22 protein-coding genes are annotated in these 24902 nt (G+C 52.2%); 9 read left to right on the forward strand and 13 right to left on the reverse strand.

Annotation, left to right across the window (positions count from 1 at the left end; all coding sequences use genetic code 11):
• The 6 genes from IB214_RS17195 (at position 1) to cobO (ending at position 6702) form a co-directional block, all read left to right on the forward strand.
• On the forward strand, positions 1-1371 hold the full coding sequence (locus tag IB214_RS17195; RefSeq protein WP_096757828.1) for an acyclic terpene utilization AtuA family protein: 1371 nt from the start codon (positions 1-3) through the stop codon (positions 1369-1371).
• Positions 1368-1685: a DUF4387 domain-containing protein gene (locus IB214_RS17200; RefSeq protein WP_115259037.1), complete on the forward strand. Its 318-nt coding sequence runs from the start codon at positions 1368-1370 to the stop codon at positions 1683-1685. The genes IB214_RS17195 and IB214_RS17200 overlap by 4 nt, the downstream gene beginning before the upstream one ends.
• 168 nt (positions 1686-1853) lie before the next feature.
• Entirely contained in the window at positions 1854-3158 is a 1305-nt protein-coding gene (locus IB214_RS17205) for a dicarboxylate/amino acid:cation symporter (protein ID WP_117342260.1), read from the forward strand.
• A gap of 154 nt (positions 3159-3312) precedes the next feature.
• Complete coding sequence (gene glsA / locus IB214_RS17210) at positions 3313-4314, forward strand: glutaminase A (RefSeq protein ID WP_117342259.1); 1002 nt, start codon at positions 3313-3315, stop codon at positions 4312-4314.
• Between the two features lie 123 nt (positions 4315-4437).
• Complete coding sequence (locus IB214_RS17215) at positions 4438-6090, forward strand: class I fumarate hydratase (protein ID WP_115259040.1); 1653 nt, start codon at positions 4438-4440, stop codon at positions 6088-6090.
• Positions 6091-6099: 9 nt separating this feature from the next.
• Positions 6100-6702 carry a cob(I)yrinic acid a,c-diamide adenosyltransferase gene (gene cobO / locus IB214_RS17220; RefSeq protein ID WP_117342258.1) on the forward strand — a complete coding sequence of 201 codons (603 nt, stop codon included), beginning with the start codon at positions 6100-6102 and terminating at the stop codon, positions 6700-6702.
• A 42-nt stretch (positions 6703-6744) separates the two neighbouring features.
• Here cobO and IB214_RS17225 read toward each other — a convergent pair whose 3' ends face one another.
• Entirely contained in the window at positions 6745-7647 is a 903-nt protein-coding gene (locus IB214_RS17225; protein WP_117342257.1) for a LysR substrate-binding domain-containing protein, read from the reverse strand.
• Between the two features lie 405 nt (positions 7648-8052).
• Between IB214_RS17225 and cobA the strand changes: the two genes are divergently transcribed.
• Entirely contained in the window at positions 8053-8841 is a 789-nt protein-coding gene (gene cobA, locus IB214_RS17230; protein ID WP_117342256.1) for a uroporphyrinogen-III C-methyltransferase, read from the forward strand.
• Here cobA and IB214_RS17235 read toward each other — a convergent pair.
• The 9 genes from IB214_RS17235 to sdhC form a co-directional block, all read right to left on the reverse strand.
• Positions 8820-9713 carry a PocR ligand-binding domain-containing protein gene (locus IB214_RS17235; RefSeq protein ID WP_117342255.1) on the reverse strand — a complete coding sequence of 298 codons (894 nt, stop codon included), beginning with the start codon at positions 9711-9713 and terminating at the stop codon, positions 8820-8822. The genes cobA and IB214_RS17235 overlap by 22 nt on opposite strands.
• Before the next feature lie 226 nt (positions 9714-9939).
• Positions 9940-10809, reverse strand: coding sequence for a succinate--CoA ligase subunit alpha (gene sucD, locus IB214_RS17240; RefSeq protein WP_115259045.1), 870 nt, complete (start codon positions 10807-10809; stop codon positions 9940-9942).
• Positions 10809-11975: an ADP-forming succinate--CoA ligase subunit beta gene (sucC, locus tag IB214_RS17245; RefSeq protein ID WP_096757838.1), complete on the reverse strand. Its 1167-nt coding sequence runs from the start codon at positions 11973-11975 to the stop codon at positions 10809-10811. The genes sucD and sucC overlap by 1 nt, the downstream gene beginning before the upstream one ends.
• Before the next feature lie 91 nt (positions 11976-12066).
• Entirely contained in the window at positions 12067-13290 is a 1224-nt protein-coding gene (odhB, locus tag IB214_RS17250) for a 2-oxoglutarate dehydrogenase complex dihydrolipoyllysine-residue succinyltransferase (protein WP_117342254.1), read from the reverse strand.
• 14 nt (positions 13291-13304) lie between these two features.
• Entirely contained in the window at positions 13305-16106 is a 2802-nt protein-coding gene (gene sucA / locus IB214_RS17255) for a 2-oxoglutarate dehydrogenase E1 component (RefSeq protein WP_117342253.1), read from the reverse strand.
• 385 nt (positions 16107-16491) lie between these two features.
• Positions 16492-17208, reverse strand: coding sequence for a succinate dehydrogenase iron-sulfur subunit SdhB (sdhB, locus tag IB214_RS17260; protein ID WP_117342252.1), 717 nt, complete (start codon positions 17206-17208; stop codon positions 16492-16494).
• 15 nt (positions 17209-17223) lie between these two features.
• Positions 17224-18990 (reverse strand): succinate dehydrogenase flavoprotein subunit, encoded by a 1767-nt coding sequence (gene sdhA / locus IB214_RS17265; protein WP_117342251.1) that lies wholly within the window; start codon positions 18988-18990, stop codon positions 17224-17226.
• Positions 18990-19337 carry a succinate dehydrogenase membrane anchor subunit gene (gene sdhD / locus IB214_RS17270; protein ID WP_115259050.1) on the reverse strand — a complete coding sequence of 116 codons (348 nt, stop codon included), beginning with the start codon at positions 19335-19337 and terminating at the stop codon, positions 18990-18992. Before sdhD ends, sdhA begins: the two co-directional genes overlap by 1 nt.
• Positions 19331-19735 carry a succinate dehydrogenase cytochrome b556 subunit gene (sdhC, locus tag IB214_RS17275; RefSeq protein ID WP_161959010.1) on the reverse strand — a complete coding sequence of 135 codons (405 nt, stop codon included), beginning with the start codon at positions 19733-19735 and terminating at the stop codon, positions 19331-19333. Before sdhC ends, sdhD begins: the two co-directional genes overlap by 7 nt.
• Positions 19736-20429: 694 nt before the next feature.
• Between sdhC and IB214_RS17280 the strand changes: the two genes are divergently transcribed.
• Positions 20430-21713: a citrate synthase gene (locus IB214_RS17280; RefSeq protein ID WP_115259051.1), complete on the forward strand. Its 1284-nt coding sequence runs from the start codon at positions 20430-20432 to the stop codon at positions 21711-21713.
• Between the two features lie 174 nt (positions 21714-21887).
• Complete coding sequence (locus IB214_RS17285; RefSeq protein WP_117342250.1) at positions 21888-22937, forward strand: AbrB family transcriptional regulator; 1050 nt, start codon at positions 21888-21890, stop codon at positions 22935-22937.
• A gap of 9 nt (positions 22938-22946) precedes the next feature.
• Here the strand turns inward: IB214_RS17285 and IB214_RS17290 are convergent, their stop codons facing one another.
• The 3 genes from IB214_RS17290 to pcp all read right to left on the reverse strand — a co-directional run bounded on the left by IB214_RS17290 (position 22947) and on the right by pcp (position 24900).
• Positions 22947-23363: a hypothetical protein gene (locus IB214_RS17290; RefSeq protein ID WP_117342249.1), complete on the reverse strand. Its 417-nt coding sequence runs from the start codon at positions 23361-23363 to the stop codon at positions 22947-22949.
• 86 nt (positions 23364-23449) lie between these two features.
• Positions 23450-24241, reverse strand: coding sequence for an endonuclease VIII (gene nei, locus IB214_RS17295; protein ID WP_117342248.1), 792 nt, complete (start codon positions 24239-24241; stop codon positions 23450-23452).
• 14 nt (positions 24242-24255) lie between these two features.
• Positions 24256-24900 (reverse strand): pyroglutamyl-peptidase I, encoded by a 645-nt coding sequence (pcp, locus tag IB214_RS17300; RefSeq protein ID WP_117342247.1) that lies wholly within the window; start codon positions 24898-24900, stop codon positions 24256-24258.
• Positions 24901-24902: the final 2 nt, after the last annotated feature.

A 24902-nucleotide genomic window follows, 5' to 3' on the forward strand; every position in this document is an offset into this window, starting at 1 on the left:
ATGGCACGCACATTTAAGATCTTATCGCCTACGGCTATCCTGGGTTATGGCTTCCCGGAAGAAAGTTTTCGTAAAGCCATGGAAGAGTCACCGGATCTTATTGCTGTTGACGCAGGTTCCTCCGATCCTGGCCCCCACTACCTCGGGGCAGGTAAACCGTTTACCGACAGGGCCGGCGTAAAACGCGATCTGCGCTATATGATCGTAGCAGGCGTTAAGAACAACATCCCGGTGGTCATCGGCACAGCCGGTGGTTCAGGTGCTGCTCCGCATCTGGAGTGGTGTCGCCAGATTATCCATGAGATTGCGCAGGAAGAAAAACTGTCCTTCTCTATGGCGCTGATCCCGTCTGATGTTGACAAAGAGGTCGTTCATCAGGCGCTGGATAACGGCAAAATCACCGCTCTGGATTTTGTCCCTGAACTGACTCACGAGGCGATTGAAGAGAGCACCTACATCGTCGCACAGATGGGCGTCGAGCCTTTCCAGCGTGCGCTGGAAGCCGGTGCGCAGGTGGTACTGGGCGGACGAGCCTACGATCCGGCCTGCTTCGCCGCACTGCCGATTATGCAGGGCTTTGATGAAGGTCTGGCGCTTCACTGCGGTAAGATCCTTGAGTGTGCTGCTATTGCCGCCACCCCGGGCTCCGGCTCAGATTGTGCGATGGGGATCATTGACGACAACGGCTTTACGCTGAAAGCGTTCAATCCAAAGCGTAAGTTCACTGAAACTTCCGCCGCAGCGCACACTCTGTATGAGAAGTCCGATCCGTACTTCCTGCCGGGACCGGGCGGCGTGCTGAACCTGAAGGCGTGTACCTTCACGCAGGTAAACGACGGCGAAGTGTATGTCAGCGGCTCACGTCATGAAGAGACGCCGTATGCGCTGAAACTGGAAGGTGCACGTCAGGTTGGCTTCCGCTGCCTGACCATCGCCGGGACACGCGACCCGATTATGATTGCCGGAATTGACACCATTCTTGAAGAGGTACAGGCAAGCGTAGCACGTAACCTTTCACTGAATGATGACAGTATCCGCATGACGTTCCACCTGTACGGGAAGAACGGTGTGATGGGCAATCATGAGCCGATTAAAACCGCCGGTCACGAACTGGGGATTTTACTGGACGTGGTCGCACCGACGCAGGATATCGCCAACAGCGTCTGCTCGCTGGTGCGCTCTACCCTGCTGCACTACGGCTATGAAAATCGCATTGCGACTGCGGGCAACCTCGCTTTCCCGTTCTCGCCATCTGATATTCAGAGTGGTCCGGTGTATGAGTTCTCAATCTATCACCTGATTGAAGCAAGCGATGCACTGCGTTTTGATTTCCACATTGAACAGGTCACGCCAGAAGGAGTTCAGGCATGAAACACTCAATTTGTTCACTGGCGCAGGTCATCCGTTCCAAAAATGCCGGACCGTACGAACTGGTTTTAGATATTTTATTCAAAACCAAGGAAGACTATCAACGAGTAAAAGCGTCCGAGCAATTAACACCGCAACTGATTGCTGGATTATATAATGTCGAGCCTGACTTTATTCATAACATTGTCTGGTTTGACCCGGCAAATGCGGTAAAGATCGTCATGCCTCGCGATATTATTTCCGGCAACGTCGGCGACAATGATGTTTATGGCGCGCAGCAACATGCTCCATTATTAAGTATTGAGTTCGATTTGTAATAAAAAACAAAATAACAACCATTGGAGCACAGAATTCAGCAGTATCACAGTGCTTCGAAGTATTCATGCGGTTGGTCACAACAGGCGTGCGCCTGAGCTACTGTTCCAGCTCAGGTGCCCGCCACCCTACACAATTTTCATTACCAGCCTTTATCCGATGGAGTACACATGAAGAAAATTAGTTTAACGAAGATGATCATATTAGGCCTGATACTCGGCATGATTGCCGGGGTGGCCATAAATAATATGGCCGCGGCTGAAACAGCAAAATCTTATGCAGCGGATATTTCTATTTTCACCACTATATTCTTACGTATGGTGAAAATGATTATCGCGCCATTGGTTATCTCCACACTGGTTGTTGGTATTGCCAAAATGGGCGATGCCAAAACGCTGGGACGTATATTTTCTAAAACCTTTTTCCTGTTTATTTGCGCCTCTCTGGTGTCAATTGCGCTGGGTCTGGTTATCGTTAACATCTTCCAGCCAGGTGCGGGCATCAACTTTGTTCCACATGACGTCGGTGCTGTCGCAGCCGTTAAGTCAGAGCCGTTCACGCTGAAAGTATTTATCTCGCACGCGGTACCGACCAGTATCGTTGACGCGATGGCACGTAACGAAATCCTGCAGATCGTGGTGTTCTCAATTTTCCTCGGTTGCAGCCTGGCCGCCATTGGCGAAAAAGCCGATCCTATCGTGAAGGTACTGGACTCGCTGGTACACGTGATGCTGAAGCTGACTGGCTACGTCATGCTGTTCGCACCGCTGACCGTTTTTGCTGCGATTTCCGGTCTGATTGCCGAACGTGGTCTGGGTGTGATGGTGAGCGCCGGGATCTTCATGGGTGAGTTCTACCTGACGCTGGGTATGCTGTGGGCCATCCTGATTGGTCTGTCAACAATACTGATTGGTCCTTGCATCAGCCGTCTGACCAAATCCATTCTCGAACCGGCTCTGCTGGCCTTTACCACCTCCAGTTCTGAAGCGGCCTTCCCAGGCACGCTGGATAAACTGGAGAAGTTTGGCGTCTCTTCCAAAATTGCCAGCTTCGTACTGCCTATCGGTTACTCGTTTAACCTGGTCGGCTCCATGGCCTACTGCTCCTTTGCCACCGTCTTTATTGCCCAGGCGTGCAACATCGAACTGAGCATGGGTGAGCAAATCACCATGCTGTTGATCCTGATGCTGACCTCTAAAGGGATGGCGGGTGTACCGCGTGCGTCCATGGTAGTTATCGCCGCTACGCTGAACCAATTCAACATTCCGGAAGCCGGTCTGATCCTGCTGATGGGCGTCGATCCGTTCCTCGATATGGGTCGTTCTGCCACTAACGTAATGAGTAATGCCATGGGTGCTGCCATCGTGGGTCGTTGGGAAGGTGAACACTTCGGCCAGGGTTGTCGCGGAACTGCACCAGTGAAAACCCCGGAACAGGATCGTCCGGTTACTGAAACGGAAGTTGCTTTGTCTTAATCATTTGATAACTGCGATCTGTAGACCGGGTAAGGCGTTTACGCCGCTATCCGACAAGAGAGCCACACCTGATGGCGACGCGAAGCGTCTTACCAGGTCGATAAGGTTTTTCCGGTCTACGGATCTTTTTTCACAACACCACCAGGAAAACACAATGAATAAAACACTTCTCGGCGTAAGTCTCTTTTCTTTCAGCGTCTTGTTTAGCGCAACAACGTTCGCGCAAACCACGCCGGATTACGCCAAACTGATCGAACAGGCACACCAGAAATTTAAAAGTAACAATGACGGAAAAGTCGCCGACTATATCCCTGCTCTGGCGACCTATAGCCCGAAAAATTTTGCCATCACCATTGCCACCGTTGACGGCAAAATCTACCAGGTTGGCGATGTCAACAAACCCTTCCCGATGGAATCCCTGAGCAAAGTCTTCACCATGGCATTGGCTATGGAGCAGCATGGCCCACAGGTGGTTCTGGATAAACTCGGCGCCAATGCCACCGGCATGCCATTCAACTCAGGCTTAGCCGTTGAACTGACTAAAGGCGCACCGGAAAACCCGCTGGTTAACGCCGGCGCAATGAGCACCGTTAGCCTGATTGAAGCCAAAGACAAAACCGATCGTTGGAACAAAATCCTCGATAACCTGAACGTCTGGGCAGATGCCAAACTGACCGTGAACGAACCGGTGTTCAAATCTGAAATGGATACCAACCAGCACAACCAGGCGCTGGCGAAGCTGATGGAATCCTACAACAGCTTCTATGGCGACACCGACGAAGCCGTTGAAATTTATACCCGTCAATGCTCAGTCGATATCACCGTTGAGCAACTGGCCAAAATGGGTGCTGTCCTCGCCAACAAAGGAAAGTCTCCGTTTAACGGCAAGCAGTTGTTGAACGAAAAATATGTGCCGCAAGTATTGGCTGAAATGGCGATTGCCGGGTTGTACGACGGCAGTGGCAAGTGGCTGTATACCGTCGGCCTGCCGGCGAAAAGCGGCGTTGGCGGCGGAATGGTTGCTGTCGTCCCGGGTGAATATGCGATAGCTGTTTATTCTCCGCCGCTGGATGAAGCCGGTAACAGCGTTCGTGCCCAGAAAACTATCGAATATGTCGCCGAAGCGACAAAAGCCAACATCTTTTTAGCGAAATAAGCCCGTGCCGGATAGCGCTAACGCGTATCCGGCCTCCTCGCTAAAACTTCTCCGGCCAGCAAAGTTTACTTTTTTGTTGGCCGGAACCGACGTTACCTAAAAACCTAAAGGTGAGAAGTAAAAATGTCTAAACCATTTGTCTGGCAGGAACTCTTTGTTCAGAGTAAAGATAATACAGAATATGAATTACTCACTAACCAATACGTTACGGTAACTGAGTTAGACGGAGAGGAAGTGATCAAGGTGGCGCCTGAGGCGTTAACCTTGTTGGCACAGCAGGCATTTTATGAAGCGTCCTTTTTCCTGCGCGCCGGACATTTGAAGCAGGTAGCCAGCATTTTGCACGACCCGCAGGCCAGCAGTAACGATAAATATGTCGCACTCCAACTGCTGCGCAATGCGGAAGTTTCCGCCAAAGGCGTACTGCCCAACTGCCAGGATACCGGCACCGCAACGATTGTTGCCAGCAAAGGACAGCAGGTCTGGACCGGCGGCGATGACGCGGAAGCATTAAGCAAAGGCGTGTATACCACCTTCACGGAAAATAACCTGCGCTATTCGCAAAATGCCCCGTTGGATATGTACACCGAGGTCAACACCCAAACGAACCTGCCTGCGCAAATCGACATCAGTGCAACTCCGGGTAACGAATACCGCTTCCTGTTCGTCAATAAAGGCGGCGGCTCGGCCAACAAAGCGGCGCTGTATCAAGAAACCAAGTCCATTCTGCAGCCAGAAAAACTCACCGCCTTCCTGATCGAGAAAATGAAATCACTGGGCACCGCTGCCTGTCCGCCGTATCACATTGCGTTCGTCGTGGGCGGGCTCTCTGCCGATCAATCGCTGAAAGTGGCGAAGCTGGCTTCAACAAAATATTACGATAACCTGCCAACCAGCGGCAACGAACTGGGTCAGGCGTTCCGCGATACCGCACTGGAGACGGCGTTGCTCAATGCCAGCCGCGAGTTTGGTATTGGCGCACAGTTTGGCGGTAAATACTTCGCGCACGACATTCGCGTCATTCGCCTGCCACGCCACGGTGGCTCCTGCCCTATCGCTATGGCCCTCTCCTGCTCTGCAGACCGCAATATTAAAGCCAAAATTAATAAGCACGGTATCTGGCTGGAGAAACTTGAACATAATCCGGGAAAATTTATTCCCGATTCTCAGCGCGTAGAAAACAGCGGTCAGACCGTACAACTGAATCTGGATCGTCCGCTGCGCGAGATCATGCAGGATCTGTCCGCACTGCCGATTGGCACCCGACTGTCACTCAGCGGCCCAATTGTCGTTGCCCGCGATATCGCCCATGCCAAGATCAAAGAACGTCTGGATAACGGCGAACCGATGCCGGAATACATGAAAAATCACATTGTGTATTACGCCGGTCCCGCCAAAACGCCTAACAATCTGGCCTGCGGTTCAATGGGCCCCACTACCGGCGGGCGCATGGACGGTTATGTCGATGCTTTCCAGGCAGCAGGCGGCAGTTTGATCATGTTGTCAAAAGGCAATCGCAGCAAGCAGGTGACCGATGCTTGTCAGAAGCATGGTGGATTTAACCTTGGCAGCATCGGCGGCGCAGCGGCCCTGCTGGCCCAGCAGTATGTGAAGAGCCTGCATTGTCTTGAATATCCTGAACTGGGTATGGAAGCGGTGTGGATGATGGAAGTGAAAAATATGCCCGCCTTTGTATTAGTGGATGACAAAGGCAACAACTTCTTTAGTCAGTTTGAGCAGCAGCATCGCTGCACAACCTGCCCTGCAGGACATTAAGGAGCAACAATGGAAGCGCGAGCCAATGACGACAGGCACCGCCAGCGTCAGCAGAAACTGAAAGATCAGGTTGATACCCGCGTGGCGGCGGCAACGGAAAAGAAAGGGATTTTGATTGTCTTCACCGGCAACGGTAAAGGGAAATCCACAGCCGCCTTTGGTACCGCGACGCGCGCGGTCGGCCATGGAAAAACCGTTGGCGTCGCGCAGTTTATTAAAGGCCAGTGGGATAATGGCGAATACAACACGTTACAACCGCTCGGCGTTGAATTCCATATTATGGGCACCGGCTTCACCTGGGAAACCCAGAACAAGGAAGCGGACATTGCGGCAGCAACGGTGGTCTGGCAGGAAAGTAAGCGCATGCTCGCCGATGCGCACTACGACCTGGTCGTACTGGATGAACTGACGTATATGTTGGCGTATCACTATCTGGATACTCAGGAAGTGATCGCTGCCATCGAGAATCGTCCAGCCGAACAGAGCGTAATTGTCACAGGCCGCGGATGCCACACGCTTTTACTGGAACTTGCCGATACGGTCAGTGAGATGCGTCCGGTCAAGCACGCGTTTGATAGCGGTATTCAGGCACAAGTTGGGATTGACTGGTAGGAAAAACACGCTGGCCTACAACATTGTAGGCCGGCGTTGTCATCACGTCACTGACACCACAGATTTACCGAGTAACCAGTTACGGAAAGTCTGTAAATGCGGAGATTCCGCCTTCTCTTCACGCCACGTCATAATGAACCGGTTGCCGGTACGCATCGGGACATCGCAGGGAATCACCATATCACCGCAGTCCAGATCGTGCTGAATAGCAAATCGGGGTAACAACGCGACGCCCAAATTCGAGCGTACCGCCGCGATCAGCATCGAGAGCAAATCAAAGCGCGGACCTTTATTGACTAACGGACTGCTGACATCAGACAACGCAAACCATTCCTGCCAGCCTTTGATACGCGTACTTTGGTGCAACAGAGGAAACTCATTCAGCAGATCGGTTACCGCCAGCTTGCGATCGGCTTCGTTCAGCAGGCATCTGCTGCATACAGGTAAAATTTCCTCTTCGAAAAGGTACTCCACCCCAGACCATGGCGAGTAAAAATCTTCCCGCATGATTGCCGCGTCGTATTCACGATTGAGAAAATCGCCGATATTCGCCAAAGAGTGAATATTAACGATAATATCAGGGTTAAGTTTATTGAACTCACGTAAGTTAGGAATCAGCCAGTGCGTACTAAACGTAGGATTAACCGCCAACTCAATAACCTGCACGGTCGGTTGCCAGGTCATTATGGTGGTGGTGTCACGTTCCAGTTTGTTAAGCGTTTCCTTGACGATAGTTAAATAATGCTTCCCTGCCGCATTTAAGAAAATTCGCTTTTTGGCATGATTAAATAGCGCTGTATTTAGAAAGTCCTCCAGCGCATTCACCTGGCGAAAAACAGCACTTTGTGTCAACGCAAGCTCTTCTGCTGCCCGGGTATAACTTTCGTGACGCGCAACCACTTCAAAAGTTACCAGCAACTCCGTCTTCGGTATTTTTCCTCTCATAACCTCTTCCATATGCAGCGTACAAAATAAGTTTAATTTATAAAATAAATTTCATTACACCCAGACAAGCATCGAAAGTTATATTTTATTTTGTCCATTGATGTCATTGATCCAATCCATGATTTACTCACACTGAGGCGGATAAATATTAACCAATAATACGCAAGCCGGGCAGTAAACACAATTTAAATAAGGTTAAATATGGGCAAATAGTGCTTATAAGTTCTTAATAATTTTTCAAATGATCTTGTTTATTGCAGAAAAAACTATGCGAGTTTAATCAATATTATTGCTGCGATATTTTAGGATAATTTAGTGTTATAACCACCCGGCAAACGACTGCTTTTAATCATTCCTTGATGTAGTTTCTGCCATTCTAATGTTAGACGTGATAAAGGACACAATGTGAAAACTTTCGGAAAGGTCTGGCTCGTTGGCGCCGGTCCCGGTGATATATCGTTACTCACCCTCAAAGCAATGATGTGCATTAAGCAAGCCGATGTCATTATTTACGACAGGCTGGTCAATCCTAAAATTTTGGAATGGGCGGCACCTGATTGCCAGCTCATCAATGTCGGCAAAAATCCGGGCTTTCATTGTGTGCCACAGGATGAAATCAACGCGTTGCTGGTCCAGTATGCTGAAACCCATCACCACATCGTGCGCTTAAAAGGCGGCGATCCTTACGTGTTTGGCCGGGGGGCTGAAGAAGTTGAGGATCTCGTGGAAATCGGCATACCTTTTGAAGTCGTACCCGGCATCAGTTCCACTATTGGCGGCCTGACCTGCGCCGGTATTCCGGTCACGCATCGCGATTATGCTTCAGGATTTCACGTGGTCACCGGTCATACGCGTGAAGGAAATCAGCAGCAGGACTGGCGTCAACTGGCCAAACTCAACGGTACGCTGGTTATCGTGATGGGGATCGCCAATCTGGCGTTTATTTGTGAAGAGTTGCTCATGGGGGGAAAATCTGCCGACACCCCCGCCGCTATTATCATGTCCGCTACGCGGGAGAATCAGCGCCGACTGACTTGTACGTTGGGGTCATTACTGAACAAAGCGCAGGAAGCGAACATCGTGCCACCCGCGCTGATCGTTATCGGTGAGGTTGTAACCCTAAGCGACAGACTGTCTTTTATTCCTGAAGCCCTCGCGCTACCGGAAAGCTTCTACTGCGAAAGTCTCGCGTGACGAAAAGACTGGGGTGACGTTTGATGCGCCGCCCGGAAAACACGGCAAAAGTAACTGGTTTGCGCGTACTGAAGTTTCCGGGCAATGCTGTCTATTGAATGCACAGGATCATGCAATAATTCGCCCGCTTTTTGCATTTTCTTCTGATTCACCCATGTTTTAAAATTCACTCCCTGACGTTTCTTAAAGAAGCGGCTAAAATAGTTAGCACTCAAACATACATGCGCTGCCACGGATTCAAGAGATAGCTCACTATATAAATTCTCATCAATATAACGTAGCGCTTCCATGAGTTTCTTTTCATGCCGGGAAAGCTCAGTAAAATAAATCTGCGGGGTACTTGTTTTAGGGATATTAACCATTTCATCTACCGTATCTTTTCGTTCATAATTATTAACAATAAAGTTCAGTAAGTTTACCGACGCGGTCAATATATTATTATCCACAACAATCACGCGTTCCCATGCAGCCTTTATTTCAGGATCGCTCATCCATTGTGATTGTTCATCTATAACTATCGTTTTATATTCCTGATATTTGGCTCGTACTTGGCCACAAATAATAAAACCGCAAAGATTCCCTTCATTAATGAGTGGCATTGAGAAGAGGCTTAATCCTGCATAACAGCAGAGTATTCTTGGTTTTAGCTGTTTTAACCCTTCAAAAGCGCAATACTTATCACACTTTTGACAACTCGCTCGGTACTGTTCATTGGTACGCATGAGTGTACAGAATGCGTTAAAATTATGGCAATCCGATATCACCTTGCCTGTAACATCAATCACTACCGTCGCTAATCCTGTCGCTCTGGCAAAAACATCGGCGATGGAGAAAAAACACTGTAAGTCGTCATCCTTAATTTTCAGCGGCACGCCATCCTCCGGCAATGTTGATATTAAAGCCGGTAATATGCAGAATTTAGTCTAAAGAAAGAATGATGCTGACCGCAAAAAATAATCTCATTTGTGAAGATGATTGTGATCAAATTTCAAGATAGTGGATTGCAGAAAATAAAAAAGGCCATCATCAGATGGCCAACCATGTCGAAACGGGAACAGCCCTTGACCATATTGATAGTCAGGGCTGTTTTTTTACTTATTACTTAATCACGGTCTTCAGCGCTTCGCCGATATCAGCCAGGCTGCGTACGGTTTTCACACCAGCGGCTTCCAGTGCAGCGAACTTCTCATCCGCTGTCCCTTTACCACCAGAGATAATCGCGCCCGCATGGCCCATACGTTTGCCTTTCGGCGCGGTCACGCCAGCGATGTAGCCGACAACCGGTTTGGTCACATGATCTTTAATGTAGGCTGCGGCTTCTTCTTCCGCGCTGCCGCCGATCTCACCGATCATGACAATCGCTTCGGTTTGCGGATCTTCCTGGAACAGCTTCAGAATGTCGATAAAGTTAGAACCAGGGATTGGATCCCCACCGATGCCCACACAGGTGGACTGGCCGAAACCGTAGTCAGTGGTCTGCTTAACCGCTTCATAGGTCAGCGTACCGGAACGGGAAACGATGCCCACTTTGCCCGGTTTGTGAATGTGACCCGGCATGATACCGATTTTGCATTCGCCCGGGGTGATAACGCCTGGGCAGTTCGGGCCAATCATACGCACGCCTGCTTCATCCAGCGCTACTTTCACGGTCAGCATATCCAGCGTCGGAATACCTTCGGTGATGGTGATGATCAGTTTGATGCCCGCGTTGACAGCTTCCAGAATGGAGTCTTTGCAGAACGGTGCCGGTACGTAGATAACTGACGCAGTCGCGCCGGTCGCTTCTACCGCTTCACGTACGGTGTTGAACACCGGCAGACCCAGATGGGTGGTGCCGCCTTTGCCCGGCGTAACGCCGCCGACCATTTGTGTACCGTAAGCAATCGCTTGTTCTGAGTGGAATGTCCCCTGGCTGCCGGTGAAGCCCTGGCAGATTACCTTGGTATCTTTATTAATTAAAACGGACATTATTTCCCCTCCACTGCGGCAACAACCTGCTGAGCTGCATCCGTCAGACTTTTCGCTGCAATAATATTCAGGCCGCTGTCAGCCAATTTTTTCGCGCCGAGTTCGGCATTGTTGCCTTCCAGACGGACAACAACAGGTACGTTAACGCCCACTTCCGCTACCGCGCCGATGATACCGTCAGCGATCAGGTCGCAACGTACGATACCGCCGAAGATGTTAACCAGAACGGCTTTAACATTGTCGTCAGAAAGGATGATTTTGAACGCTTCGGTCACGCGTTCTTTGGTCGCGCCGCCGCCAACGTCGAGGAAGTTAGCCGGTTCGCCGCCGTGCAGCTTAACGATGTCCATGGTGCCCATCGCCAGACCCGCGCCGTTAACCATGCAACCGATGTTGCCATCCAGCGCAACGTAGTTCAGCTCCCACTGTGCTGCCTGCGCTTCACGCGGATCTTCCTGAGACTGGTCGCGCATTTCGCGCAGGTCAGCCTGGCGGAACAGTGCGTTGCCGTCAGCGCCCAGTTTGCCGTCGAGGCAAATCAGGTCGCCTTGCTTGGTGACAACCAACGGGTTGATTTCGATCAGCGCCAGGTCACGCTCAAGGAAGATGGTCGCCAGACCCATAAAGATTTTGGTGAACTGCTGAACCTGTTTACCTTCCAGACCCAGTTTGAATGCCAGCTCACGTCCCTGATACGGCATTGGGCCCGCCAGCGGATCCAGTGCGACTTTGTGGATCAGGTGCGGGGTTTCTTCCGCGACTTTTTCGATTTCCACGCCGCCTTCGGTAGAGGCCATAAAGACCACGCGACGGGAGCTACGGTCAACCACAGCGCCGAGGTAAAGTTCTTTACCAATATCGGTCGCAGCTTCAACCAGAATCTGATTTACCGGTTGGCCATTGGCGTCCGTCTGGTAAGTGACCAGACGTTTACCCAGCCAGTGTTCAGCAAAAGCGCGAATGTCTTCTTTGCTGTTAACGACCTTCACACCGCCCGCTTTACCGCGGCCACCAGCGTGAACCTGACATTTTACTACCCATGGACCTGCGCCGATTTTAGAGGCAGCTTCTTCGGCTTCACGCGGAGTAGTACAGGCATAACCCACCGGTGCCGGTAAGCCATAGCGGGCAAAAAGTTGTTTTGCCTGATATTCATGTAAGTTCATGTGTTCTGTCCATCCTTCAGGTAATCGTTATCTTATAACCCGTAGGCCTGATAAGGCCGCAGACCTACGGGGCAGGTGATACTCTTTATAGTTACACGTCTAACAGCAGACGCGTTGGATCTTCCAGCAACTCTTTAATGGTCACCAGGAAGCCCACTGACTCACGACCATCGATCAGACGGTGGTCATAAGACAGCGCCAGATACATCATCGGCAGGATTTCAACCTTGCCGTCTACCGCCATCGGCCTGTCTTTGATGGCATGCATACCCAGGATGGCGCTCTGCGGCGGGTTGATGATCGGCGTAGACATCAAGGAACCGAACACACCACCGTTAGTGATAGTGAAGTTCCCGCCCGTCAGATCCTCGACCGTCAACTTGCCGTCGCGACCTTTCACTGCCAGTTCTTTGATATTTTTCTCGATGTCAGCCATACCCAGCAGGTCAACATTGCGCAGAACCGGAGTCACCAGGCCGCGCGGCGTAGAGACCGCCATGCTGACATCAAAGTAGTTGTGATACACCACGTCATCGCCATCGATAGAGGCGTTGACTTCCGGGAAGCGTTTCAGCGCTTCAACCACGGCTTTCACGTAGAACGACATAAAGCCCAGACGGATACCGTGACGTTTTTCAAACGCATCACCGTACTGCTTACGCAGATCCATGATTGGCTTCATGTTGACTTCGTTGAAGGTCGTCAGCATCGCGGTGGAGTTTTTCGCTTCCAGCAGACGCTCGGCCACGCGTTTACGCAGACGGGTCATCGGAACACGTTTCTCACCACGCGCACCCAGTGCAGGTTGAGCGGCAGGTGCGGCTGCCGGTGCTTTGGCTTCCGCTTTCGCTGCCGGAGCTTTAGCCAGATGTTTTTCAACATCTTCACGAGTGATGCGGCCGCCGACGCCGGTACCATTAATGGCGCTGGCTTCGAGGTTATGCTCACCCAGCAGGCGACGAATCGCCGGGCTCAGGGCATCGTTATTCTGCTCGGAGAGCGAGGCCTGCTGGCGCTGCGCCGGAGTAGAATCTTTTTCTTCAGACTTGGCGCTGGTCTCTTTCCCGGCGCTGTTACCTTCACGCAGGCGACCGAGGATCTGGCGAGACGTGACGGTTGTCCCTTCATCTTCCAGAACCGCATCAAGAATACCGTCCGCTGATGCCGGTACTTCCAGTACCACTTTGTCAGTTTCGATTTCTACCAGCACTTCATCGCGCTTAACGCTATCGCCCGGTTTTTTATGCCAGGTCGCTACGGTTGCGTCAGCCACAGATTCAGGCAGGTCGGGAACAAGAATATCTACGCTACTCATTATTTATCCTTTATTTAATCGACGTTCAGCGCGTCATTTACCAGATCTTGTTGCTGCTTCTGGTGAACGGACATATATCCTACTGCCGGTGAGGCAGAGGCCGGGCGACCTGCGTAACGCAGAGCAGACCCAAATGGAATCACTTCACGGAAATGATGCTGGCTGCAGTACCATGCGCCCTGGTTGAGCGGCTCTTCCTGGCACCAGACAAAATCATGTACGTGAGCGTACTGTTTCAACACGTCCTGCATCGCTTTATGCGGGAACGGATAAAGCTGTTCGATGCGCACAATGGCAACATCTTTCTGACCATTCTTGCGGCGTTGCTCCAGCAGGTCGTAATAAACCTTACCAGAACACATTACAACGCGCTTCACGCCTTTCGGATCCAGTTCATCAATCTCGCCAATGGCTGGCAGGAACGCACCGTTAGCCAGTTCGTCCAGCGTGGACACCGCCAGCGGATGACGCAGCAATGACTTCGGTGACATCACCACCAGTGGACGGCGCATACCGCGCAGCGCCTGACGACGCAGCATGTGGTACACCTGAGCCGGGGTAGACGGGACGCAAACCTGCATGTTCTGCTCGGCGCAGAGTTGCAGATAACGTTCCAGACGCGCGGAAGAGTGCTCCGGACCCTGACCTTCATAGCCGTGCGGCAGCAGCATCACCAGACCACACATGCGGCCCCATTTCTGCTCGCCAGAGGAGATGAACTGGTCGATAACCACCTGTGCGCCGTTGGCGAAGTCGCCAAACTGTGCTTCCCAGATGGTCAGCGTGCGCGGCTCAGCCGTGGCGTAGCCGTATTCAAATGCCAGCACCGCTTCTTCAGACAGAACGGAGTCCCATACGCGGAACGTGCCCTGACCGTTATGCACGTGCTGCAATGGGGTGTAGGTTGAACCGTTCGCCTGGTTGTGGATCACCGCGTGGCGGTGGAAGAAGGTCCCGCGACCGGAGTCTTCACCCGACAGACGAACCGGAATGCCTTCGTCTACCAGCGTGGCGTAGGCCAGATTCTCAGCGCCACCCCAGTCGAACAGCTTCTCGCCGGCAGCCATTGACTGACGGTCACCGTAAATCTTGGCGACGCGCGACTGCATTTCAACCGCTTCAGGTACGGTACTGATGCGTTTTGCCAGTTCCTGCAAACGCTTCATTTCAACCTTGCTCGGGTAGTTCTCATCCCAATCGTGGTTGAGGTACGGTGACCAGGTGAAGGAGTGCATGTTCATTGGACGCCACTCTTTCACCACGCATTCACCCGCATCTAACGCATCACGATACAGGTTGACCATTTCGGTCGCGTCTTCCAGCGTAACAACTTTATCGGTTTCCAGTTTGTCAGCGTAGATTTTGCGCGGCGTCGGGTGTTTTTTGATTTTCTGATACATCAGCGGCTGGGTTGCGCTCGGCTCGTCGGCTTCGTTATGGCCGTGACGGCGGTAGCACACCAGATCAATGAACACATCGCGTTTAAAGGTATTACGGAAATCCAGCGCCAGACGCGTCACGAAAGCGACCGCTTCCGGGTCATCCGCATTGACGTGGAAAATCGGCGCCATCACCATCTTACCAATGTCGGTGCAATACGGCGTGGAACGCGCATCCAGTGGGTTAGAGGTGGTGAATCCGACCTGGTTGTTGATAACGATACGAACGGTGCCGCCGACTTCGTAGCCGCGCGCTTTCGACATGTTCAGGGTTTCCTGAACCACGCCCTGCCCGGTTACCGCTGCGTCACCGTGAATGGTGATCGGCAGAACTTTATTGCTGCTCGGCTCATCCAGTCTGTCCAGACGCGCACGAACGGAACCGATAACCACCGGGCTGACGATTTCCAGGTGCGACGGGTTAAACGCCAGCGCCAGGTGAACCAGACCGCCTTCGGTTTCGATATCCGATGAGAAGCCCATGTGGTACTTCACGTCACCGGTACCGAGGTGTTCTTTATGTTTGCCCGCAAATTCGTCGAACAGTTCTTGTGGACGTTTACCCAGCACGTTCACCAGCACGTTCAAACGACCACGGTGCGCCATGCCCAGAACCACTTCACGCGTGCCGCTGTTGCCGGCATGGCGAATCATCTCTTTGAGCATCGGAATTAACGCATCACCACCTTCCAGCGAGAAGCGTTTAGCACCCGGGAACTTGGCCCCCAGGTAGCGCTCCAGACCTTCTGCTGCGGTCAGTTCACTGAGGAACCGTTTTTTCTCTTCGCCACTGAACGCCGCGCGACCGGATTCGATACGCTGTTGAAGCCAGCGTTTCTCTTCGGTGCTGGTGATGTGCATGTACTCGGCGCCAATCGGGCCGCAGTAAGTTTGCTTCAGTGCTTCCAGTAACTCGCCCAGCTTCATCGTATCTTTGCCACCGGCAAAAGAACCGACGTTAAAGCTTTCCTGAAGATCGGCTTCGGTCAGATCGTGGAAAGACGGATCCAGATCGGCCACGTTTTCTTGCTGCCACAGTCCCAGCGGATCGAGATTCGCATGCTGATGGCCGCGGAAACGGTATGCGTTGATGAGCTGCAGGACTTTAACCTGCTTCACATTGGCATCAGGGTCGGAAATAGAAGAAGAGTAACGTGGGGTAGCCAACGCCTGACGACGGAAATAATCACGCGTTTTTGAATGGAGTTGATCCGGTTTGACTCCGGTACCAGGTAACTGCTGGAACGTCGAACGCCAGTTAGCATCTACCGAGTCAGGGTCGGTTAAGAAGTCTTCATAGAGCTGTTCTATCCAACTCTGGTTCGAACCAGAGAGGTAAGAAGAGTCCAACCAGGCTTTCAAAGCGCTGTTCTGCATCGTGATCCCTTAAGCATCTTTTCTGCTTATTTAATACTCTAAATAGTTCACGTTTCAGGAAGGCGGCAAGCTTGCGAATCCCTGGGAGCTTACAGCCAGTAAGTGACCGGGGTGAGCAAGTGCAGCCAACGCACATGCAACCTGAACTATGACGAGTATTTCGCCGTGGATACTACCACGCATACGCGTATGCGTGCCGGGGTTCACTTGCGAGCTCTTTTTGTTTGGCTCGCGAAGGAACCTTTAAAAACTGTCAGAGATAAGAGGCAGTTTTTAGAGGTTTCCTGCATTAACGATTTGCCTGATGGCGCTTCACTTATCAGGCCTACAGGTACAATCCCGTAGGCCGGATAAGACGTTTACGTCGCCATCCGGCAACAACAACTTATGCACTACGCTTCAGCAGCATCGACTTAATATGGCCGATAGCGCGCGTCGGGTTCAGCCCCTTAGGACATACACTGACGCAGTTCATGATGCTATGGCAGCGGAATACGCTGAAAGCGTCACTTAAACCTTCCAGCCGACTGTCGGTCTCGGTATCGCGACTGTCAATCAGGAAGCGATACGCAGCCAGCAGACCCGCCGGGCCAACAAACTTGTCCGGATTCCACCAGAATGACGGGCAGGACGTTGAGCAGCATGCACATAAAATACATTCATACAGCCCATCGAGCTTCTCACGCTGCTCAGGCATTTGTAAATGCTCACGAGCCGGTGGATTTTTCCAATTATTCAACAAGTAAGGTTTAATCTTCTCATACTGTGCGTAGAATTGCCCCATGTCTACCACCAAATCGCGCACCACCGGTAAACCCGGCAACGGGCGGATGACAATTTTTTTGCCCGGCTGATTCAGCGCAGAAATAGGTGTGATACAGGCCAGACCATTTTTGCCGTTCATGTTCAGGCCGTCGGAGCCACAAACGCCTTCACGGCAAGAGCGACGGAACGACAGTGACGGGTCTTTTTCCTTCAGCTGCATCAACGCATCCAGCAGCATCATGTCGCGACCTTCTTCCGCTTCCAGGGTGTAATCCTGCATATGCGGAGCATCGTCTACGTCCGGGTTATAACGATAAACTGAAAACTCGAGTTTCATTGTCCTGTCTCCGCATTAATAAGTACGAATCTTCGGCGGGAATGCCGGGCGCAGTTTCGGTTCCATGTTGACCTGACGTCGTGTCATGGATTCCGATTCTGGCAGGTACAGGGAATGGCACAGCCAGTTTTCATCGTCACGTTCCGGGAAGTCGAAGCGGCTATGCGCGCCACGGCTTTCGGTACGGAAGTTTGCAGACACCGCCGTGGCGTAAGCAGTTTCCATCAGATTATCCAACTCCAGACACTCAACGCGCTGGGTGTTGAACTCGCTGGAGGTATCATCCAGACGGGCATTTTTCAGGCGCTCGCGAATCACCTTCAACTCTTCAAGGCCCTTCGCCATCGCATCACCTTCACGGAATACCGAGAAGTTATGCTGCATACATTCCTGCAGCGCTTTACGGATGAGCACAGGATCTTCGCCGTCACGGTTGCCGTTCCAGCGGTTCAGTCGTTCCAGAGAAGCATCAATCTCGTCTTCTGTTGCATCGCGAAGGTCACCCTGCTCGGCGATAGATTCCTGCAGATGCAGACCCACCGCACGACCGAACACCACCAGATCCAGCAGCGAGTTGCCGCCCAGACGGTTGGCGCCGTGAACCGATACGCAGGCGATTTCGCCCACCGCAAACAGCCCAGGAATCACCACGTCTTCGCCCTGCTCGTTCACGGTCAGCGCCTGGCCGGTCACTTTGGTCGGCACGCCGCCCATCATGTAGTGGCAGGTTGGGATAACCGGAATAGGTTCTTTCACCGGGTCAACGTGAGCAAAGGTACGGGAGAGTTCAAGGATGCCCGGCAGACGGGACTCAAGAACCTCTTTACCCAGATGGTCGAGTTTCAGCTTGGCGTGTGGGCCCCATGGACCGTCACAGCCACGACCTTCACGGATTTCGATCATGATAGAACGCGCCACCACGTCACGACCCGCCAGGTCTTTCGCATTCGGGGCATAACGCTCCATAAAGCGCTCGCCGTGTTTGTTCAGCAGGTAACCGCCTTCACCACGGCAACCTTCAGTGACCAGAACCCCTGCCCCGGCGATACCGGTTGGGTGGAACTGCCACATTTCCATATCCTGCACCGGTACACCGGCACGGATTGCCATGCCAACGCCGTCACCGGTATTGATATGCGCGTTGGTGGTGGACTGGTAAATACGGCCTGCGCCGCCGGTCGCCAGCACGGTGGCGCGGGCTTTGAAGTAAACCACTTCACCGGTTTCGATACACAGCGCGGTACAACCGACCACTGCGCCATCGGCATTTTTCACCAGATCCAGCGCGTACCACTCAGAGAAAATGGTGGTATGGTTTTTCAGGTTCTGCTGATACAGCGTGTGCAACAGCGCATGACCGGTACGGTCAGCTGCTGCTGCAGTACGTGCCGCCTGCTCGCCGCCGAAGTTTTTCGACTGGCCACCAAACGGACGTTGATAGATAGTGCCATCGTCAAGACGCGAGAACGGCAGGCCCATATGGTCCAGTTCCAGAATCGCTTCCGGGCCGGTCTTACACATATATTCAATCGCGTCCTGATCACCAATGTAATCCGACCCTTTAACGGTGTCGTACATGTGCCATTCCCAGTTATCTTCATGGGTATTACCGAGCGCAACGGTGATGCCACCCTGCGCGGAAACGGTATGGGAACGGGTTGGGAACACTTTGGAGAGCAGCGCACAGGTCTGGCCGCTCTGGGAAATTTGCAGCGCCGCGCGCATACCTGCGCCACCGGCACCAATCACAACAGCATCAAATTCTCTGACTGGCAGTTTCATTACACACCCCACACCACAACGAATCCATAAATGACGTAAACCACCAGTGCAACGACAATCGCCAGTTGCAGAATCAGGCGCACGGCCAGTGGTTTAACGTAGTCGGTCAACACCTGCCACATGCCAATCCAGGCATGAATCAAGATAGAAAACAGTGCCAGCAGGGTGAAGACTTTGGTGAATGCCGATGAGAAGAAACCGGTCCAGATTTCCCAGGTCAGCGTGCCACTGGTGGCGAAGAAGCCGACCATATAGATGATGTATAACGTCAGAACGATAGCGGTAGCACGGACCAGAATGAAGTCATGTACGCCGTTGCGTCCTAATGCGGAGGCGTTGCTTACCATACGAGGACTCCTGCGAGAAGTGAAAGCACGACAATGATAACAAAAGAAATTTTGGCAGAACGCGTCCCTGCTTCGAGGGTTTCTTCGATGTAGCCAAAATCCATCAACAGATGGCGAATGCCCATGACGGCGTGGTAGGCCAGCGCTATCAGAATTCCCCACAGAATTAACTCCACAAAGAAGTTATTCATAATGGAAGACGCTGCGAGGAAACCTTCAGGGGAGGAAAGGCTGGTACCCAATAACCACAACAGTATCCCGACCGCCACGAAGGTGATCACTCCAGATACGCGATGGAGAATGGACGCTATCGCCGTGATTGGGAACCGAATCGTTTGCAGATCCAGATTGACAGGTCTTTGTTTTTTCACATTTCTTATCATGAATAACGCCCACATGCTGTTCTTATTATTCCCTTTAGACTTCGGGTACAGAAGATGAAGACTCCTGTTGCCTGAAAGACGACGGGATTTCCTTCCTCCGGTCTGCGTGCGGGTCAGACAGCGTCCTTACTATAACTACGCGTCATATAAAACACTGCTTCCAGTTGCTAAAACGACACGTTACAACGCTGGTTGGCTCGGGATTGCAGGGTATTCCGGAGACCTGGCGGCAGTATAGGACGTTCACAAAATCATTACAATTAACCTACATATAGTTTGTCGGGTTTTATCCCGAACAGTGACATAGGTCACGATAACAACATTATTTTAATTTTTAATCATCTGATTTGACAATCATTAAACAAACTTGTTACAAACGACACCAGAAAAAGCATATAATGCGTAAAAGTTATGGGGTCACTCTTTCACCGATGAGTAAGTTATGTAACAGTGTGGAAAGGTTGACCAATGAATTCAGGACAGTTATTAGTGTAGACAGGTTTAATAATTCGGATTGCTAAGTTGTTGATTTGTTGCTAATTCACCATGAGTTAACTGATTTACCTGCAAGCGCCCATTGCTCTGTACCCTGGTTTTCTCCTCTTCGCAGAGCGGCGAGCCGAATAACAAAGTGGTAACGGTTAATTGATGAGTTGAAACAGATCTCACCTGAGTAGTCTTAAGCAATAAGGCGCTAAGGAGACCGTAAATGGCTGATACTAAAGCAAAACTCACTCTAAACGGTGATACTGCTATCGAACTGGATGTGCTAAAAGGCACGCTCGGTCAGGACGTTATTGATATTCGTAGCCTTGGCTCAAAAGGCATGTTTACTTTTGACCCAGGTTTCACCTCTACCGCATCCTGCGAATCCAAAATTACGTTCATCGACGGTGACGAAGGTATTTTGCTGCATCGCGGCTTCCCGATTGACCAGTTGGCAACCGAATCTAACTATCTGGAAGTGTGTTATATCCTGCTGTACGGTGAAAAACCGACGCAGGAAGAGTACGACGAGTTCAAAACCACGGTCACTCGCCATACCATGATCCACGAGCAGATCACCCGTCTGTTCCACGGTTTCCGCCGCGACTCCCACCCGATGGCCGTGATGTGCGGTGTCACCGGGGCGCTGGCTGCGTTCTATCACGATTCGCTGGACGTGAATAATCCGCGCCATCGTGAAATTGCCGCCTTCCGTCTGCTGTCCAAAATGCCGACCATGGCCGCAATGTGCTACAAATACTCCATCGGCCAGCCGTTTGTTTACCCGCGCAATGACCTGTCTTACGCCGGTAACTTCCTGAACATGATGTTCTCCACGCCGTGCGAAAAATATGAAGTGAATCCGATCCTGGAACGCGCAATGGACCGTATTCTGATCCTGCACGCCGACCACGAACAGAACGCCTCAACCTCTACCGTACGTACCGCGGGCTCTTCTGGCGCTAACCCGTTTGCCTGTATCGCTGCCGGTATTGCTTCCCTGTGGGGACCGGCACACGGCGGCGCAAACGAAGCCGCACTGAAGATGCTGGAAGAAATTAGCTCGGTTAAACACATTCCAGAATTTGTTCGCCGTGCGAAAGACAAAAATGACTCTTTCCGCCTGATGGGCTTTGGTCACCGTGTTTACAAAAACTATGACCCACGCGCCACCGTGATGCGTGAAACCTGCCATGAAGTGCTGAAAGAACTGGGCACTAAAGATGATCTGCTGGAAGTGGCGATGGAGCTTGAGCACATCGCGCTGAACGACCCGTACTTCATCGAGAAGAAACTGTACCCGAACGTCGACTTCTACTCCGGTATCATTCTGAAAGCGATGGGCATTCCGTCTTCCATGTTCACCGTAATCTTTGCCATGGCGCGTACCGTTGGCTGGATTGCTCACTGGAACGAAATGCACACCGACGGCATGAAAATCGCCCGTCCTCGTCAGCTGTACACCGGCTACGACAAGCGTGATTTTAAGGCTGATATTAAGCGCTAATTCTCTGCCGGATGGCGCTATCGCTTATCCGGCCTACGTTTTTATTTCCGTAGGCCGGATAATCCGCATCTTGCTATGCCCGGCACATTCTTTCTTTTTCTTGACTCCCGTTGTTTTCATCCAGCTTTCTCTATGATTTACTGAGTGTTACTTAATTATACTCAGGAGCATGGGATGCCTGTTTTGCAGTGGGCCGCATTGTTTGTGCTGTCATTACTTCTTTCCCTGCTCTTTCTGTTTATCCATCTCCCGGGACCGCTACTGCTCGGTTCAATGATCGTTGGCATATTGTTCAGTTTGCGTGGCATTGCCCTGCACCCGCCTCGCTGTACCTTTCTTGCTGCACAGGCCATTCTCGGCTGCATGATTGCGCAAAACCTCACCGGCTCCATTTTTACAACGCTGGCGGCACACTGGCCGGTGGTGATTGCCATCCTGCTGGCGACCCTTATCTCCAGCACCGCAATAGGCTGGCTGTTGGTTCGCTACAGTAAGCTGCCGGGCAATACCGGCGCGTGGGGATCTTCACCCGGCGGTGCGGCGGCAATGGTTGCGATGGCCCAGGAATATGGCGCCGATATCCGTCTGGTGGCGTTTATGCAGTATCTGCGCGTGCTATTGGTGGTTGGCGCTGCGGCACTGGTCACCCGACTGGTAATGGGCGATCGGGCGCAAGCGGTCAGCGAGCAAATGGTCTGGTTTCCGCCGCTGAGCAGCAATTTGTTCAGCACCCTGTTGCTGGCCGTGGTGGCTGGTACTGCCGGACGCTTACTGCGTATACCTTCAGGCGTGATGCTGCTGCCGATGCTGGCTGGCGCGCTGCTGAACGCAGGCGGCGTGATGGTGATTGAACTGCCGGAATGGCTGCTGGCGGTAGCCTATATGGCCATCGGTTGGCAAATTGGTCTCGGTTTTGACAAGCAGATCTTTTTTATGGCGCTGCGCCCGTTGCCACAGATCCTGTTGTCCATTTTTTCACTGATGGCGATTTGCGCCGCTATGGCCTGGGGACTGGCGCATTACATGCAGATAGATTTTCTCACTGCCTATCTGGCGACCAGCCCAGGCGGAGTGGACTCCGTCGCGGTAATTGCCGCAGGGAGCCACGCCGATATGGCGCTGATCATGGCGATGCAAACCCTGCGGCTGTTCAGCATTTTGCTCACCGGGCCGGCCATCGCCCGCTTTATCTCGGCACATGCGCCGCGAAAACCGCCGTCTTAACGCGGGGCGTTAATCCGGGTGCCCAATCTCCGTCACGGTCGTTCCGGATTTATCCACGGTAAATATAAACTCGGTCGTACCACCCGGAAAATTCTGCGTAATATGCAGATTGTTTTTGCCTTTCCAGACATATTCCACGAGATCCGTATCCCCAATATTTTCTATTTTACGATCCTTACCTGGGGTCAACGTGGGTGTCAGGTTTTGACGGTCCGACCGTGCTTTTCTCAGTGCCTGATACGTTTCTTCCAGCGTCATGGCAGGATAAAAACAACGAGTCTGGGCTCCGTGTTCATAAATATATTCCATATCCCGCGGCCCGGACTCACATTGAGGGGCTACCGATTCAGCAGCACTGGCCGACGCGGCAAAGAAACCGGCCGTTGCGATAAGTAAGGCGGTACAAAAAAAACGATTAACATCCATATTCCACTCCTGCTCATCACCTTGAGAGATTCAGGTGACCTTATTCGACATATCCCTCTGCATCACCGGGACCGCGTCATGTTATGTTATTTCTGACAACCCGGACACCAGTAAAATGGTCTTGACGACAGCATCGTTTTTTCAATAATCCCGCCGCATCGCTCGCAGGCTTCACCGTCGCGGTGAAAGACTTTAAAGCGAAACAGCGCCCCGTGATGCTTATTCTCATCAGCCAGTCCACGAGTGTTATAGGATAAACGCGGAATATCGAGCAGCGCCTGCGCCAGCGCGTCCAACTGTTGTTCGCTCAGCTGCGACGCTTTATGTTGCCCCGTCAGCCCAACCTGCCAGAGGATCTCTACCCGCAGGTAGTTACCCAATCCCGCGAGAAACGACTGATCCAGCAGCAGGCCGGAAAACTGCCGATTGCGAAAACGCGGTGACAGCAGACGCGTTTTGACTTCAGCGGATGTTAAGTGCAGATCCAGCACGTCCGGCCCTACCCGCTGCAGGAAAGGGTGGGTAGTGAGCTGTTCTGGCGTCAGTATTTCGATATCCGACGCGCTATAGAGCAGGATAGTTTTATCGGCGGTTTGCAACCTGACGCGCAACACGCGGGTAGTCTCCGGGATATTCCCCGTGTCCACTACCCGCCAGACGCCGTACAATTGATTATGGCTATATAACGTCAGACCATTGGAAAAATGGGTGAGTAAGGCTTTACCCCGCGTTTCGAGCTGGGTAATACGCTGCCCAATCAGTTGAGATTGATACGGTTTTAACTGCTCAAAGGCAAACCAGACATCCGTCAACGGTTTGCCTTTGACTGCCGCCTCCAGGGTATCCGCCGCGCGGCGGATCTCCGGGCCTTCAGGCATAATACTGTCCTTTGTTAATGTGTTGCACCGCCCGTCACGGCGATATCGCGCTCCACCTGTAACGCCGTGACGATGGCAATTTCCAGCGCGCGACGCACCGTATCACTCGCCATACTTGGCGCACCGGGATGGGCTGCGGCCTGCTGTGGAAGATAAGGGATATGAATGAATCCCCCCTTCACCGTCGGCGTATCTCGCAGTTTGTGCAGCAGCCCATACATCACGTGGTTACAGACGAAGGTACCTGCGGTTTGCGAAACCGATGCCGGAATACCAGCGCTGCGCATGGCCGCCACCATGGCTTTGATCGGCAGTGTGCTGAACCACGCCGCCGGGCCATCGGCCACAATCGGTTCATCTACCGGTTGCTGGCCACGGTTATCCGCAATACGCGCATCGTCCACGTTGATGGCAACGCGTTCAACGGTGATGTCTGTACGACCTCCGGCCTGACCGACCGCCAGCACCAGCGACGGTGACAGCGTATCAATCGCACTATTGAGCACTGCCAGAGATTCGCCAAATACGCACGGCAGTTGGCGCGCCACGACGCGGCATCCAGCGATGATAGCATTGTCGAGCCCCGAGACCACTTCCCAGGAAGGGTTAACTGACTCGCCGCCAAAGGGTTCAAATCCGGTGATTAATACCGTTTTCATCC

Origin of the sequence: Citrobacter sp. C1 (assembly GCF_014596895.2) — a bacterium.
In the GTDB taxonomy this organism is placed as follows: domain Bacteria; phylum Pseudomonadota; class Gammaproteobacteria; order Enterobacterales; family Enterobacteriaceae; genus Citrobacter; species Citrobacter gillenii.